Annotated in this window: 9 protein-coding genes and 1 tRNA gene; 1 reads left to right on the top strand and 9 read right to left on the bottom strand. The window is 66.2% G+C overall.

From position 1 onward, the window contains the following. Nucleotides 1–43 precede the first annotated feature (43 nt). The 9 genes from ACFWBF_RS32445 to ACFWBF_RS32405 all read right to left on the bottom strand — a co-directional run bounded on the left by ACFWBF_RS32445 (nt 44) and on the right by ACFWBF_RS32405 (nt 12,531). Nucleotides 44–3,943, bottom strand: coding sequence for a DNA-directed RNA polymerase subunit beta' (locus ACFWBF_RS32445; RefSeq protein ID WP_385608178.1), 3,900 nt, complete (start codon nt 3,941–3,943; stop codon nt 44–46). A gap of 97 nt (nt 3,944–4,040) precedes the next feature. Further along, nucleotides 4,041–7,523, bottom strand: a complete 3,483-nt coding sequence (gene rpoB / locus ACFWBF_RS32440; protein ID WP_385608176.1) for a DNA-directed RNA polymerase subunit beta — start codon at nt 7,521–7,523, stop codon at nt 4,041–4,043. Nucleotides 7,524–8,122: 599 nt separating this feature from the next. Continuing rightward, on the bottom strand, nt 8,123–8,503 hold the full coding sequence (gene rplL / locus ACFWBF_RS32435) for a 50S ribosomal protein L7/L12 (RefSeq protein WP_385608174.1): 381 nt from the start codon (nt 8,501–8,503) through the stop codon (nt 8,123–8,125). Nucleotides 8,504–8,613: 110 nt separating this feature from the next. Beyond that, nucleotides 8,614–9,144: a 50S ribosomal protein L10 gene (gene rplJ / locus ACFWBF_RS32430; protein ID WP_385000460.1), complete on the bottom strand. Its 531-nt coding sequence runs from the start codon at nt 9,142–9,144 to the stop codon at nt 8,614–8,616. Between the two features lie 463 nt (nt 9,145–9,607). Beyond that, nucleotides 9,608–10,336 carry a 50S ribosomal protein L1 gene (gene rplA / locus ACFWBF_RS32425; RefSeq protein ID WP_267796327.1) on the bottom strand — a complete coding sequence of 243 codons (729 nt, stop codon included), beginning with the start codon at nt 10,334–10,336 and terminating at the stop codon, nt 9,608–9,610. 87 nt (nt 10,337–10,423) lie between these two features. Beyond that, nucleotides 10,424–10,858 carry a 50S ribosomal protein L11 gene (gene rplK / locus ACFWBF_RS32420; protein ID WP_385232894.1) on the bottom strand — a complete coding sequence of 145 codons (435 nt, stop codon included), beginning with the start codon at nt 10,856–10,858 and terminating at the stop codon, nt 10,424–10,426. A gap of 193 nt (nt 10,859–11,051) precedes the next feature. After that, nucleotides 11,052–11,987, bottom strand: coding sequence for a transcription termination/antitermination protein NusG (nusG, locus tag ACFWBF_RS32415; RefSeq protein WP_385608173.1), 936 nt, complete (start codon nt 11,985–11,987; stop codon nt 11,052–11,054). 83 nt (nt 11,988–12,070) lie between these two features. After that, nucleotides 12,071–12,352 (bottom strand): preprotein translocase subunit SecE, encoded by a 282-nt coding sequence (gene secE / locus ACFWBF_RS32410; protein ID WP_030298162.1) that lies wholly within the window; start codon nt 12,350–12,352, stop codon nt 12,071–12,073. Between the two features lie 106 nt (nt 12,353–12,458). Beyond that, nucleotides 12,459–12,531, bottom strand: a tRNA-Trp gene (locus ACFWBF_RS32405). A gap of 202 nt (nt 12,532–12,733) precedes the next feature. Here ACFWBF_RS32405 and ACFWBF_RS32400 point away from each other — a divergent pair. Next, nucleotides 12,734–13,960, top strand: a complete 1,227-nt coding sequence (locus ACFWBF_RS32400) for a pyridoxal phosphate-dependent aminotransferase (protein WP_385608171.1) — start codon at nt 12,734–12,736, stop codon at nt 13,958–13,960. The last annotated feature ends 78 nt before the right edge of the window (nt 13,961–14,038 follow it).

Raw genomic sequence — 14,038 nt, 5'->3', positions numbered from 1 at the left:
CCTCTCGGAGCGGCGGGGGGCTTCTTGCTTGCTACCTGGGACTTCAGCCGTTGTACGGGCCGTAGTCGTAGTCCTCCAGCGGGACGGCCTGGCCGGAGCCGGTGCCGAAGGGCGAGTAGTCGATGTCGTCGTAGCCGACGGCCGAGTACATCGCGGCCTTGGCTTCCTCGGTGGGCTCGACCCGGATGTTGCGGTAGCGGGCGAGGCCCGTACCGGCCGGGATGAGCTTACCGATGATGACGTTCTCCTTGAGGCCGATCAGGGAGTCGGACTTGGCGTTGATCGCCGCGTCCGTCAGAACCCTGGTCGTCTCCTGGAAGGACGCCGCCGACAGCCACGACTCGGTCGCGAGCGAGGCCTTGGTGATACCCATCAGCTGCGGACGGCCGGAGGCGGGGTGACCGCCCTCGGTGACCACACGACGGTTCTCGGTCTCGAACTTCGACCGCTCGACCAGCTCGCCCGGCAGGAGCTCCGCGTCGCCGGACTCGATGATCGTCACGCGGCGCAGCATCTGCCGGATGATGATCTCGATGTGCTTGTCGTGGATCGACACGCCCTGCGAGTTGTAGACCTTCTGGACTTCGCCGACCAGGTGGACCTGGACGGCACGCTGGCCGAGGATGCGCAGCACGTCGTGCGGGTTGGTGGCACCCATGGTGAGCTTCTGGCCCACCTCGACGTGGTCGCCCTCGCCGACGATGACCTTGGCGCGCTTGGAGATCGGGAAGGCCGTCTCCTCGCTGCCGTCGTCGGGCGTGATGACGATCTTCTTCGTCTTCTCGGTCTCCTCGATCCGCACGCGGCCGGCGGCCTCGGAGATCGGGGCGACACCCTTCGGCGTACGGGCCTCGAAGAGCTCGACGACACGCGGCAGACCCTGCGTGATGTCGTCACCGGCCACACCACCGGTGTGGAAGGTACGCATCGTCAGCTGGGTACCGGGCTCACCGATGGACTGGGCGGCGATGATGCCGACCGCCTCACCGATGTCGACCAGCTTGCCGGTGGCGAGCGAGCGTCCGTAGCAGAAGGCACAGGTGCCGACCGCGGACTCACAGGTCAGGACCGAGCGGGTCTTGACCTCCTCGACGCCGTTGGCGACCAGGGCGTCGATCAGGACGTCACCGAGGTCGACGTTGGCCGGCGCGATGACCTTGCCGTCGATGACGACGTCCTCGGCCAGCATGCGGGCGTAGATCGAGGTCTCGACGTCGTCGGCCTTGCGCAGCACGCCGTCCTCGCCGCGAACGGCGATCTTCAGCTTCAGGCCGCGCTCGGTGCCGCAGTCCTCCTCGCGGATGATGACGTCCTGCGAGACGTCCACCAGACGACGGGTCAGGTAACCCGAGTCGGCGGTACGCAGGGCGGTGTCCGCCAGACCCTTACGGGCACCGTGCGTGGAGATGAAGTACTCCAGAACGGTGAGGCCCTCACGGAAGGACGCCTTGATCGGACGCGGGATGGTCTCGTTCTTCGCGTTCGACACCAGACCACGCATACCGGCGATCTGTCGCATCTGCATCATGTTTCCTCGGGCACCCGAGTCAACCATCATGAAGATGGGGTTCGTCTTGGGGAAGTTCGCGTTCATCGCCTCGGCAACCTCGTTGGTCGCCTTGGTCCAGATCGCGATGAGCTCCTGCGTGCGCTCGTCCTTGGTGATCAGACCGCGCTCGTACTGCTTCTGGACCTTCTCGTCCAGCTCCTCGTAGCCCTTGACGATGGCCTTCTTGGCCTCGGGCACGACGACGTCGGAGATGGCCACGGTGACGCCCGAACGGGTCGCCCAGTGGAAGCCGGCCGCCTTCAGGTTGTCGAGCGTCGCCGCCACGATGACCTTGGGGTAGCGCTCCGCCAGGTCGTTGACGATCTCGGAGAGCTGCTTCTTGCCCACCGAGTAGTCGACGAACGGGTAGTCCTCGGGCAGCAGCTCGTTGAAGAGCGCACGGCCCAGCGAGGTCTTCAGACGGAAGCTGTCGCCCGGCTGGAACTCCTGCTCGCCCTCTTCGGCCACCGGCGCCACCCAGCCGCGCGGCGGGATGGTGCCCACCGGGAAGCGGATGTCGACCTGCGACTGGAGCGCGAGCTCGCCGTTGTCGAACGCCATGGTCGCCTCGGCCGTGGAGCCGAACGCGCGGCCCTCGCCCTTGGTGTCACGGAGCTCACCGTCGGTGGTCAGGAAGAACAGACCGAGGACCATGTCCTGGGTCGGCATCGTGACCGGACGGCCGTCGGCCGGCTTGAGGATGTTGTTCGAGGACAGCATCAGGATGCGGGCCTCGGCCTGCGCCTCCGCGGAGAGCGGCAGGTGCACGGCCATCTGGTCACCGTCGAAGTCCGCGTTGAACGCGGTGCAGACGAGCGGGTGGATCTGGATGGCCTTGCCTTCGACCAGCTGGGGCTCGAAGGCCTGGATGCCGAGGCGGTGCAGCGTGGGCGCACGGTTCAGCAGAACCGGGTGCTCGGCGATGACCTCTTCGAGCACGTCGTAGACGACCGTGCGGCCGCGCTCGACCATGCGCTTCGCCGACTTGATGTTCTGCGCGTGGTTCAGGTCGACCAGGCGCTTCATCACGAACGGCTTGAAGAGCTCCAGCGCCATGGCCTTGGGCAGACCACACTGGTGCAGCTTCAGCTGCGGACCGACGACGATCACGGAACGCGCGGAGTAGTCCACACGCTTGCCGAGAAGGTTCTGACGGAATCGACCCTGCTTGCCCTTGAGCATGTCGCTCAGGGACTTCAGCGGACGGTTGCCGGGACCGGTCACCGGACGACCACGACGACCGTTGTCGAAGAGGGCGTCCACGGCCTCCTGAAGCATGCGCTTCTCGTTGTTCACGATGATCTCGGGGGCACCGAGGTCGAGGAGACGCTTCAGACGGTTGTTGCGGTTGATCACGCGGCGGTACAGGTCGTTCAGGTCGGAGGTCGCGAAGCGGCCACCGTCCAGCTGCACCATCGGACGCAGGTCCGGCGGGATCACCGGCACGCAGTCCAGAACCATGCCCTTGGGCTTGTTGCTGGTCTGCAGGAACGCGGAGACGACCTTGAGGCGCTTGAGCGCACGGGTCTTCTTCTGGCCCTTGCCGGTACGGATGATCTCGCGGAGGCGCTCGGCCTCCTCCTCGAGGTCGAAGGACTCCAGGCGCTTCTGCAGCGCGGCGGCGCCCATGCAACCGTCGAAGTACGTGCCGAAGCGGTCACGCAGCTCGCGGTACAGCAGCTCGTCGCCCTCGAGGTCCTGGACCTTGAGGTTCTTGAAGCGGGCCCACACCTCGTCGAGGCGGTCGATCTCGCGCTGGGCGCGGTCACGCAGCTGCTTCATCTCGCGCTCGGCACCTTCGCGCACCTTGCGGCGTACGTCGGCCTTCGCGCCCTCGGCCTCAAGCTCGCCCAGGTCGGTCTCGAGCTTCTTGGCACGGCCTTCGAGGTCCGCGTCACGGCGGTTCTCGATCTGCTGGCGCTCGACGGAGACGTGCGCCTCCAGCGACGGAAGGTCGCGGGTGCGGCGCTCGTCGTCCACGAACGTGATCATGTACGCGGCGAAGTAGATGACCTTCTCGAGGTCCTTCGGCGCGAGGTCCAGCAGGTAGCCAAGGCGCGACGGGACGCCCTTGAAGTACCAGATGTGGGTGACGGGAGCGGCAAGCTCGATGTGGCCCATCCGCTCACGACGCACCTTGGCGCGCGTGACTTCGACGCCACAGCGCTCACAGATGATGCCCTTGAAGCGGACACGCTTGTACTTGCCGCAGTAGCACTCCCAGTCCCGGGTCGGACCGAAGATCTTCTCGCAGAAGAGTCCGTCCTTCTCGGGCTTGAGCGTGCGGTAGTTGATGGTCTCCGGCTTCTTGACCTCGCCGTGGGACCAGGTTCGGATGTCGTCCGCGGTGGCAAGGCCGATCCGCAGCTCGTCGAAGAAGTTGACGTCGAGCACTGTGCGTCAATCCCTCTTTCGGGGTCGAGTCTCAATCATGGTCTGAACGGTCCCGGGGATGACGGGGGGCTCTTGAGCGAGCCCCCCGTCAGGCCCGTCAGACCTCTTCGACGCTGCTCGGCTCACGCCGGGACAGGTCGATACCGAGCTCCTCCGCCGCGCGGAAGACGTCCTCGTCGGTGTCGCGCATCTCGATGGACATGCCGTCCGAGGACAGCACCTCCACGTTGAGGCAGAGCGACTGCATTTCCTTGATGAGCACCTTGAAGGACTCGGGAATGCCCGGCTCGGGGATGTTCTCGCCCTTGACGATGGCCTCGTAGACCTTCACGCGGCCGGTGACGTCATCGGACTTGATGGTCAGCAGCTCCTGGAGGGCGTAAGCGGCGCCATAAGCCTCAAGCGCCCACACCTCCATCTCACCGAAGCGCTGGCCACCGAACTGCGCCTTACCACCCAGCGGCTGCTGCGTGATCATCGAGTACGGACCGGTCGACCGGGCGTGGAGCTTGTCGTCGACCAGGTGGTGGAGCTTGAGGATGTACATGTAGCCGACCGAGACCGGCTCCGGGAACGGCTCGCCGGAGCGGCCGTCGAACAGACGCGCCTTGCCGGACGGGAGGACCAGGCGGTCCCCGTCGCGGTTCGGGAGCGTGTGCTCGAAGAGACCGGCGAGCTCGTCCTCACGGGCGCCGTCGAACACCGGGGTGGCGACGTTGGTACCGGGCTCGACGCGGTCGGCACCGATGACCTTCAGACGCTCGGCCCAGTCCTCGGCCAGACCGGAGACGTCCCAGCCGCGGCTGGCGAGCCAGCCGAGGTGGATCTCCAGGACCTGTCCCGGGTTCATTCGGGACGGGACACCCAGCGGGTTGAGGATGATGTCGACCGGCGTGCCGTCCTCAAGGAAGGGCATGTCCTCGATCGGAAGGATCTTGGAGATGACACCCTTGTTGCCGTGGCGGCCGGCGAGCTTGTCACCGTCGGTGATCTTGCGCTTCTGGGCGACGTAGACGCGGACCAGCTGGTTCACGCCCGGAGGAAGCTCGTCGCCCTCCTCGCGGTCGAAGACGCGGACACCGATGACCTTGCCGATCTCACCGTGAGGGACCTTGAGCGAGGTGTCACGCACCTCGCGGGCCTTCTCACCGAAGATCGCGCGGAGCAGGCGCTCCTCCGGGGTCAGCTCGGTCTCACCCTTGGGCGTGACCTTGCCGACCAGGATGTCGCCGGCGACGACGTCCGCACCGATGCGGATGATGCCGCGCTCGTCGAGGTCCGCGAGGACCTCCTCGGAGACGTTCGGGATGTCCCGGGTGATCTCCTCGGGGCCCAGCTTGGTGTCACGGGCGTCGACCTCGTGCTCCTCGATGTGAATCGAGGAGAGGACGTCGTCCTGTACGAGGCGCTGCGACAGGATGATCGCGTCCTCGTAGTTGTGACCTTCCCAGGGCATGAACGCCACGAGCAGGTTCTTGCCGAGGGCCATTTCGCCCTCTTCGGTCGCAGGACCGTCGGCGAGGACCTGCGCCTCGATGATGCGGTCACCCTCGTTGACGATGACCTTCTGGTTGACCGAGGTGCCCTGGTTCGAGCGGGAGAACTTGGCGACGCGGTACGTGGTGTACGTGCCGTCGTCGTTGGCGACGGTGATGTAGTCGGCCGAGACCTCCTGGACGACACCGTCCTTCTCCGCACGGATCGAGTCACCGGCGTCGACCGCACAGCGGTACTCCATGCCGGTGCCGACGAGCGGGGCCTCCGCCTTGATGAGCGGAACGGCCTGGCGCATCATGTTCGCGCCCATGAGGGCACGGTTGGCGTCGTCGTGCTCCAGGAAGGGGATCATCGCGGTCGCGACGGACACCATCTGGCGCGGGGAGACGTCCATGTAGTCGACGTCGTCGCCGGCGATGTAGTCGATCTCGCCGCCACGACGGCGCACCAGCACGCGGTTCTCGGTGAAGCGCATGTCGTCGGACAGGCCGGCGTTGGCCTGGGCGATGACGAAGCGGTCTTCCTCGTCGGCCGTCAGGTAGTCGACCTCGTCGGTGACGACACCGTCGATGACCTTGCGGTACGGGGTCTCGACGAAACCGAACGCGTTGACGCGGCCGTAGGACGCGAGCGAGCCGATCAGACCGATGTTCGGGCCTTCAGGGGTCTCGATCGGGCACATGCGGCCGTAGTGCGACGGGTGAACGTCACGGACCTCGAAGCCGGCCCGCTCACGGGACAGACCACCCGGGCCGAGCGCCGACAGACGGCGCTTGTGGGTGAGACCCGACAGCGGGTTGTTCTGGTCCATGAACTGCGACAGCTGGCTGGTGCCGAAGAACTCCTTGATGGAGGCGACGACCGGCCGGATGTTGATCAGGGTCTGCGGCGTGATCGCCTCGACGTCCTGCGTGGTCATCCGCTCGCGGACGACGCGCTCCATACGAGCCAGACCCGTGCGGACCTGGTTCTGGATGAGCTCGCCGACGTTGCGCAGACGACGGTTGCCGAAGTGGTCGATGTCGTCGGTCTCGACGACGATCGAACGGCCGGACTCGCCGGTCGTCTCGGTCTCACCGGCGTGCAGCTTGACCAGGTACTTGATCGTCGCGATGACGTCGTCGGTGGTCAGCACACCGGCGTCGAGCGGCTCGTCGGCGCCGAGCTTCTTGTTCACCTTGTAGCGGCCGACCTTGGCGAGGTCGTAGCGCTTCGGGTTGAAGTAGAGGTTCTCGAGCAGCGTCTGAGCAGCTTCGCGGGTCGGCGGCTCGCCAGGACGCAGCTTGCGGTAGATGTCGAGCAGCGCGTCGTCCTGGCCCTGGGTGTGGTCCTTCTCCAGGGTGGCGCGCATGGACTCGTACTCGCCGAACTCCTCGAGGATCTGCTCGGTGGTCCAGCCGAGAGCCTTCAGGAGAACGGTGACGGACTGCTTGCGCTTGCGGTCGATGCGGACACCGACCATGTCGCGCTTGTCGATCTCCATCTCCAGCCAGGCACCCCGGGACGGGATGATCTTGGCGGAGAAGATGTCCTTGTCGGACGTCTTGTCGATGGAGGAGTCGAAGTAGACACCGGGGGAACGGACAAGCTGCGACACGACGACACGCTCGGTGCCGTTGATGACGAAGGTGCCCTTGTTGGTCATGAGCGGGAAGTCGCCCATGAAGACCGTCTGAGACTTGATCTCTCCGGTCTCGTTGTTCGTGAACTCGGCCGTGACGAACAGCGGAGCCGCGTACGTGAAGTCGCGCTCCTTGCACTCGTCGACAGAGTTCTTCGCCGGCTCGAAACGGTGGTCGCGGAAGGTCAGCGACATCGACCCGGAGAAGTCCTCGATCGGCGAGATCTCCTCGAAGATCTCTTCCAGACCGGACTTGGTGGGGACGTCCTGTCCACTCTCAAGCGCCGACTCGACGCGAGACTTCCAGGCAGCATTGCCGAGAAGCCAGTCAAAGCTCTCGGTCTGCAGCGCCAGGAGGTTCGGAACCTCGAGGGGCTCCTTGATCTTTGCAAAGGAGATGCGCAGCGGGGCGGTGCTGGCACCGTTGTTCGTATTGGTCGAGGCGTTGCGCGAGGCGGCCAAGAGGGGGTCCTTCCGAGGGCTCGGACTCACTACGCGCGTACCGGTCCCAGCTGACACAGAAGAACGACCCTCCCGATCCGGCCAAAAAAGCCAGGTCAGGGCTAATCAATCAAGTGTGCTCATGCGTGGGCATGCCCCTGGCGACGGGCAGGGGGCAGCTAACAGGCAGCGCAAAGGGTCAGTGTAGCCACTTGGCTCACTGATGTCCAGACCAGGTTTCCGGAAACCGGCAACAGGCCTTCCCCATGTCGTTCCAACACTGCGTCCAACGCGTCCAACACTTCGGCTCTCGCACACAGAGCGCGTATCAGTACTGCCCTCTTCGTAGTCGATCCATGCCCGATGTGGACCCGATCCATGCCTCGGATCTCGGATCGGGCCGGTCGAGCTGGCGACGGGTCTGAGAATTGCGCGCCGCGTCCCGTTCGTCAAGGCCCCCTGCTCCGTGCGGATCATCTCCGGACCCGGCCGCGGGGCAACGATGATCACCCTACTCCCCAACGAGAGCAGGGCAAGTCAGGCATCGCGGGTACGCCAAAGGGCGACCACCCTTACGGGTGATCGCCCTTGGTTGGAGCCTCAGAGAGGCCCCAGAGGTGTTACTTGACCTCGACGCCGGCGCCGGCAGCCTTGAGGGACTCGGCAGCCTTGTCAGCGGCCTCCTTGGCGACCTTCTCGAGGACGGGCTTCGGGGCGCCGTCCACGAGGTCCTTGGCCTCCTTGAGGCCGAGGGAGGTCAGCTCACGCACGACCTTGATGACCTGGATCTTCTTGTCACCGGCAGAGGTGAGGATGACGTCGAACTCGTCCTGCTCCTCCGGGGCGTCGGCGGTGACGGCCGGGCCGGCCGGACCGGCGGCGACGGCCGCGGCGGCGGTGACGTCGAACTTGTCCTCGAACGCCTTCACGAACTCAGAGAGCTCGATGAGGGTCATCTCCTCGAACTGGGCGAGGAGGTCGTCCTGAGAGAGCTTCGCCATGATGGGCGATCCTTCCACTAATTCGGCAGGTGCCGGATGTATATAGAGGCGGGCGTAACGGCCCGCTACGACCCACGCACTAGGCGGCGTGGATCAGTGCGCGAGCCGAATTACTCGGCACCGCCCTGCTCGGCGAGCTTGACGCGAAGCGCTTCCGCAGTGCGGACGAACTTCGACGGCAGCGCCTGGAAGAGCGAGGCAGCCTGAGACTGCTTGCCCTTGAACGCGCCGGCCAGCTTGCTGAGCAGAACCTCGCGGGACTCGAGGTCCGCAAGCTTCTTGATCTCATCGGCGGTGAGCGCCTTACCATCAAGGACACCCGCCTTGATGATGAGGTTCGGGTTGTCCTTGGCGAAGTCACGCAGGCTCTTCGCCGACTCCACCGGGTCACCGGTGATGAAGGCGACCGCGGTCGGACCAGCGAAGTGCTCGTCCAGCGCGGTGATCCCGGCCTGGTTGGCCGCAATCTTGGTCAGCGTGTTCTTCACCACGGCGTACTGGGCGTTCTCACCGAGCGAACGACGCAGCGTCTTGAGCTGCGCGACGGTGAGACCCCGGTACTCGGTCAGCACGGCGGCGTTCGAGCTCTGGAACGCGTCCGTGAGCTCGGCTACCGCGGCAGCCTTGTCGGGCCTTGCCATAGAGCGTCGGCCTCCTTCCGGGTGATGAGGACCGCTCAGAAGGGGCTGAAATACGAAACGCCCCGGCGCAGGCGCCAGGGCGTAGCTCAACCGGATGAAATCCGGGAACTTTCCACAGTCACCTACGCGGGTCGTCCGCACTCAACGGATCCTTCGGCCACCGAACCCTTGCGGGCACGGCAACGACCAGCGGTCTTTGGCTTCCTCGGAAGAGTACGTGACCGGTGGCGCGCAGAGCAAATCGGTCACCCGGCGCCCCCTGGGCCGGGTGCGGGGCCCGCCGGCTCCGCACCCGGCCACCGCGGGTCCACAGGCCTGCGTACGCCCCCGTACAGGCCCTGTGCGCGCGTACCCACGAGCAAGACGTACGCGGACGGGCCCCCCGCCACCCGGTGAGGGAGGCGAGGGGCCCGTTCGATCAATCAGTGAGCCCTGGGGCTCGGAGCCGTGAGGCTCAGCCCAGTCAGACGGCAGCCGGGTCTTCCTCGACGAGGAGGTTCCGGGTGCGGTTGGAGTCCAGCTGGATGCCGGGGCCCATCGTGGTGCTCAGGGCGGCCTTCTTGATGTAGCGGCCCTTCGCGGCGGACGGCTTCAGACGCAGGATCTCGTCCAGGGCCGCGCCGTAGTTCTCGACCAGCTGCTCATCGGAGAAGGAAACCTTGCCGATGATGAAGTGCAGGTTCGAGTGCTTGTCGACGCGGAACTCGATCTTGCCACCCTTGATCTCGGTGACAGCCTTGGCGACGTCCATCGTCACGGTGCCGGTCTTCGGGTTCGGCATGAGGCCACGGGGACCGAGCACGCGGCCGAGGCGGCCGACCTTGCCCATGAGGTCCGGGGTGGCGACAACGGCGTCGAACTCGTTGAGGCGGTTGCCCTTGGCGATCTCGTTGATGAGCTCGTCGTCGCCGACAATGTCGGCGCCGGCGGCTTCCGCGGCCGCAGCACGGTCACCGGTCGCGAAGACCAGGACCCGGGCGGTCTTGCCGGTGCCGTGCGGGAGGTTCACGGTGCCGCGGACCATCTGGTCGGCCTTGCGCGGGTCTACACCCAGGCGGAAGGCGATCTCGACGGTGCTGTCGAACTTGGTCGCGGAGGTCTCCTTGGCGAGACGGACGGCCTCGAGCGGGGCGTACTGCTTCTCCCGGTCGACCTTGGCGTCCGCAGCGCGGAGAGTCTTGCTGCGCTTCACTTCTGCTCCTGTGTTTTGACTTCAGGCGTGGAGTCGTGGTGCGGACCAGCGCTTGGCCCTACCACTGTGGTGCTGGGGGTGGCTGAATCAGCCTTCGACCGTGATGCCCATGGAACGGGCGGTGCCGGCGATGATCTTCTCCGCGGCGTCCAGGTCGTTGGCGTTCAGGTCGGGGAGCTTGATCGTGGCGATCTCGCGGACCTGGTCACGCGTAAGCTTCGCGACCTTGGTCTTGTGCGGCTCGCCCGAGCCCTTCTCCACGCCCGCGCTCTTCAGGATGAGGCGCGCGGCCGGCGGAGTCTTGGTGATGAAGGTGAAGGAGCGGTCGTCGTAGACCGTGATCTCCACCGGCACGACCATGCCACGCTGCGACTCGGTCGCGGCGTTGTAGGCCTTGCAGAACTCCATGATGTTGACGCCGTGCTGACCGAGCGCGGGGCCGACCGGCGGAGCCGGGTTGGCCGCACCGGCCTTGATCTGGAGCTTGATAAGCCCCGTGATCTTCTTCTTCTTGGGAGGCATTGCTCTCTCCGGGTCCTAGTGAGAGTTTTCGCCGCCAATCCGGTCATCCGGATGGAGGCATACCGCACCACGATAACGGGTATGGGTGCGGGGCTGAAAACCGAGCAGGTCAGACCGCCCTTCGAGGGGCAATCTGACCTGTCCGGAAGCTTTGGCTCAGAGCCTGCCGCTCAGCTCACAGGGAGCGAAGCGTTCAGTTCTTCTGAATCTGGTCGAAGCTCAGCTCGACCGGAGTCTCGCGGCCGAAGATCTCGACGAGGCCCTTGACCTTCTTCGAGTCCGGGTTGATCTCGTTGATCGTCGCCTGGAGCGTCGCGAACGGGCCGTCGGTGACGGTGACCGAGTCGCCGACCTCGAAGTCGAGGACCTCGATGGTGCGCTTGACGGCGGGCGCCGGCAGGCCGGCCTCTTCCGCGGCAAGCTTGGCGGCCTTCTCCTGCGCCTCCGGGGCGAGCATCTTGACGATCTCGTCCAGGGTCAGCGGGTACGGGTCGTACGCGTTGCCCACGAAGCCGGTGACACCAGGGGTGTTGCGGACGACGCCCCAGGACTCGTTCGTCAGATCCATGCGGACGAGAACGTAACCGGGCAGCTTGTTCTGCCGGACGTTCTTGCGCTCGCCGTTCTTGATCTGGACGATCTCTTCCTCGGGCACCTCGGCCGAGTAGATGAAGTCCTCGACGTTCAGCGAGACGGCGCGCTGCTCGAGGTTCGCCTTCACCCGCTTCTCGTAGCCGGCGTAGGTGTGGATGACGTACCACTCGCCGGGCAGGCTGCGCAGTTCCTCGCGCAGGGCCTGGATCGGGTCGACGGGCTCGGCGTCCTCGACCGGGGCGGCCTCGGCGGCCTCCTCGTCGGAAGCCTCCGCGTCGTCCTCGCCCTCGGAGTCGTCCGACTCCTCGTCGGAAGCCTCTACGGCGTCCTCGTCCTCGACCTCAGCGTCGTCAGGCTCAGCCGCGTCGGTCTCGTCCTCGACGTGCACCGCGGCCTGTTCGGCGGCGACACCCGCCTCGGCGTCGGCGAGCTCGGCCTCGTCGGGCTCCACAGCGTCTGCAGCCTCGACGATGTCGAGCTCGTCCTCGACGGACTCGACGGAGTCGTGGCTCACGTTCAGGTTCGGGTCAGACACGGTGGCTGCTTCTTCCTGGATACAAAAGGTGGTGGAACATGCGAAAAGGGGCGGCACCCATCAGGCGCCGCCCTCCGCGGGGATCAGCCGAAGACGAACTTGATGGCTTCCTGGAACCCATAGTCAATCACGGTCACCAGACCGATCATGATGACGACGAAGACAATCACCACGGTGGTGTACGTCGTGAGCTGGTTGCGAGTGGGCCAAACAACCTTGCGGAGTTCCGCGACGATCTGGCGGTAGAAAAGCGCGAGCCGGCCGAGAGGGCCCTTCTTGCCGCGCTTGCCGCCCTTGCGGGCCTTCTTCTCGCGAGTGTCGTCCTCGGCGTCAGGCATGTCGATGGAGCCCAGGGCGTCCGTCACGTCTCTCACCTGAATCCGGGTCGTGGCCGTACCGCGCCCGGTTGCGCCGCACGGCGTTGCATCGAAGTACGTACCTGCGCACACATCCGAGAAATGGAGTGTGGAGCAGGGCCGGAGGGACTCGAACCCCCAACCGCTGGTTTTGGAGACCAGTGCTCTACCAATTGAGCTACGACCCTTTGCGTGCCCCAACCTACCGCATCCGAGCGAGTGCACGGAGTGCTCGCGCACTGAGCGGTTGGTGAGGGCCAACGACGGTTGAGTGTACGTGGTCCGGGCCCTGACGTCGAACAGCGCCGTCCTGACATGCTCCAGCCGCCCTCCAGTCCGGTAGCTGAAACGGCGTGCGGCGCTTCTTCGGCGTCTGGGACGATTGGCCGCATGACCTCTGAAACGCCTTCCTCCGAGCGCCGCGTATCCGCCCGTATCGGCGCCATCTCCGAGTCCGCCACCCTCGCCGTCGACGCCAAGGCCAAGGCCCTCAAGGCCGCCGGTCGCCCGGTGATCGGCTTCGGCGCGGGCGAGCCGGACTTCCCGACCCCCGGCTACATCGTCGAGGCCGCGGTCGAGGCCTGCCGCAACCCGAAGTACCACCGCTACACGCCGGCCGGCGGGCTGCCCGAGCTGAAGGCCGCGATCGCCGCGAAGACGCTGCGCGACTCCGGTTACGAGGTTGACGCTTCGCAGGTCCTGGTCACCAACGGCGGCAAGCAGGCGATCTACGAGGCGTTCGCGGCCATCCTGGACCCGGGTGACGAGGTCATCGTCCCGGCCCCGTACTGGACCACGTACCCGGAGTCGATCCGCCTCGCCGGCGGTGTCCCGGTCGAGGTCGTCGCCGACGAGACCACGGGCTACCGGGTCTCCGTCGAGCAGCTGGAGGCCGCGCGCACCGAGCGCACCAAGGTCGTCCTCTTCGTCTCCCCGTCCAACCCGACGGGCGCCGTCTACACCGAGGCCGACGCCGAGGCGATCGGCCGCTGGGCCGCGGACCACGGCCTGTGGGTCCTGACGGACGAGATCTACGAGCACCTCGTCTACGGCGACGCGAAGTTCGTCTCGCTGCCGGCGATCGTCCCCGAGCTGCGCGACAAGTGCATCATCGTCAACGGCGTCGCCAAGACGTACGCGATGACCGGCTGGCGCGTGGGCTGGATCATCGGCCCGAAGGACGTCATCAAGGCCGCGACCAACCTGCAGTCGCACGCCACCTCCAACGTCGCCAACGTCTCCCAGGTCGCGGCGCTCGCCGCCGTCTCGGGCAACCTGGACGCCGTCCACGAGATGCGCACCGCCTTCGACCGTCGCCGCCAGACGATCGTGCGGATGCTCAACGAGATCGAGGGCGTCTTCTGCCCGACCCCGGAGGGCGCGTTCTACGCGTACCCGTCGGTCAAGGAGCTGCTCGGCAAGGAGATCCGCGGCAAGCGCCCGCAGAGCTCCGTCGAGCTCGCCGCGCTGATCCTCGACGAGGCCGAGGTCGCGGTCGTCCCGGGCGAGGCCTTCGGCACCCCCGGCTACCTGCGCCTCTCGTACGCCCTGGGCGACGAGGACCTGGTCGAGGGCGTCTCCCGCATCCAGAAGCTCCTGGCGGAGGCCAAGGCCTAGGCCTTGAGCGGCCGGCGGCACGGGCCTGAGCGGCGGTTCCCCGAGGGGGAGCCGCCGCTCAGGCGTTTCATCCGGCCC

It is taken from the genome of Streptomyces sp. NPDC060028, assembly GCF_042736725.1.
In the GTDB taxonomy this organism is placed as follows: domain Bacteria; phylum Actinomycetota; class Actinomycetes; order Streptomycetales; family Streptomycetaceae; genus Streptomyces.
This window is presented reverse-complemented; position numbering and strand designations above follow the sequence as displayed.

Coding starts and splice junctions, on each gene's coding strand:
- rplJ (WP_385000460.1), bottom strand. CDS start 9,144: ATGGCAAGGCCCGACAAGGCTGCCGCGGTAGCCGAGCTCACGGACGCG.
- ACFWBF_RS32400 (WP_385608171.1), top strand. CDS start 12,734: ATGACCTCTGAAACGCCTTCCTCCGAGCGCCGCGTATCCGCCCGTATC.
- rplL (WP_385608174.1), bottom strand. CDS start 8,503: ATGGCGAAGCTCTCTCAGGACGACCTCCTCGCCCAGTTCGAGGAGATG.
- rplK (WP_385232894.1), bottom strand. CDS start 10,858: ATGCCTCCCAAGAAGAAGAAGATCACGGGGCTTATCAAGCTCCAGATC.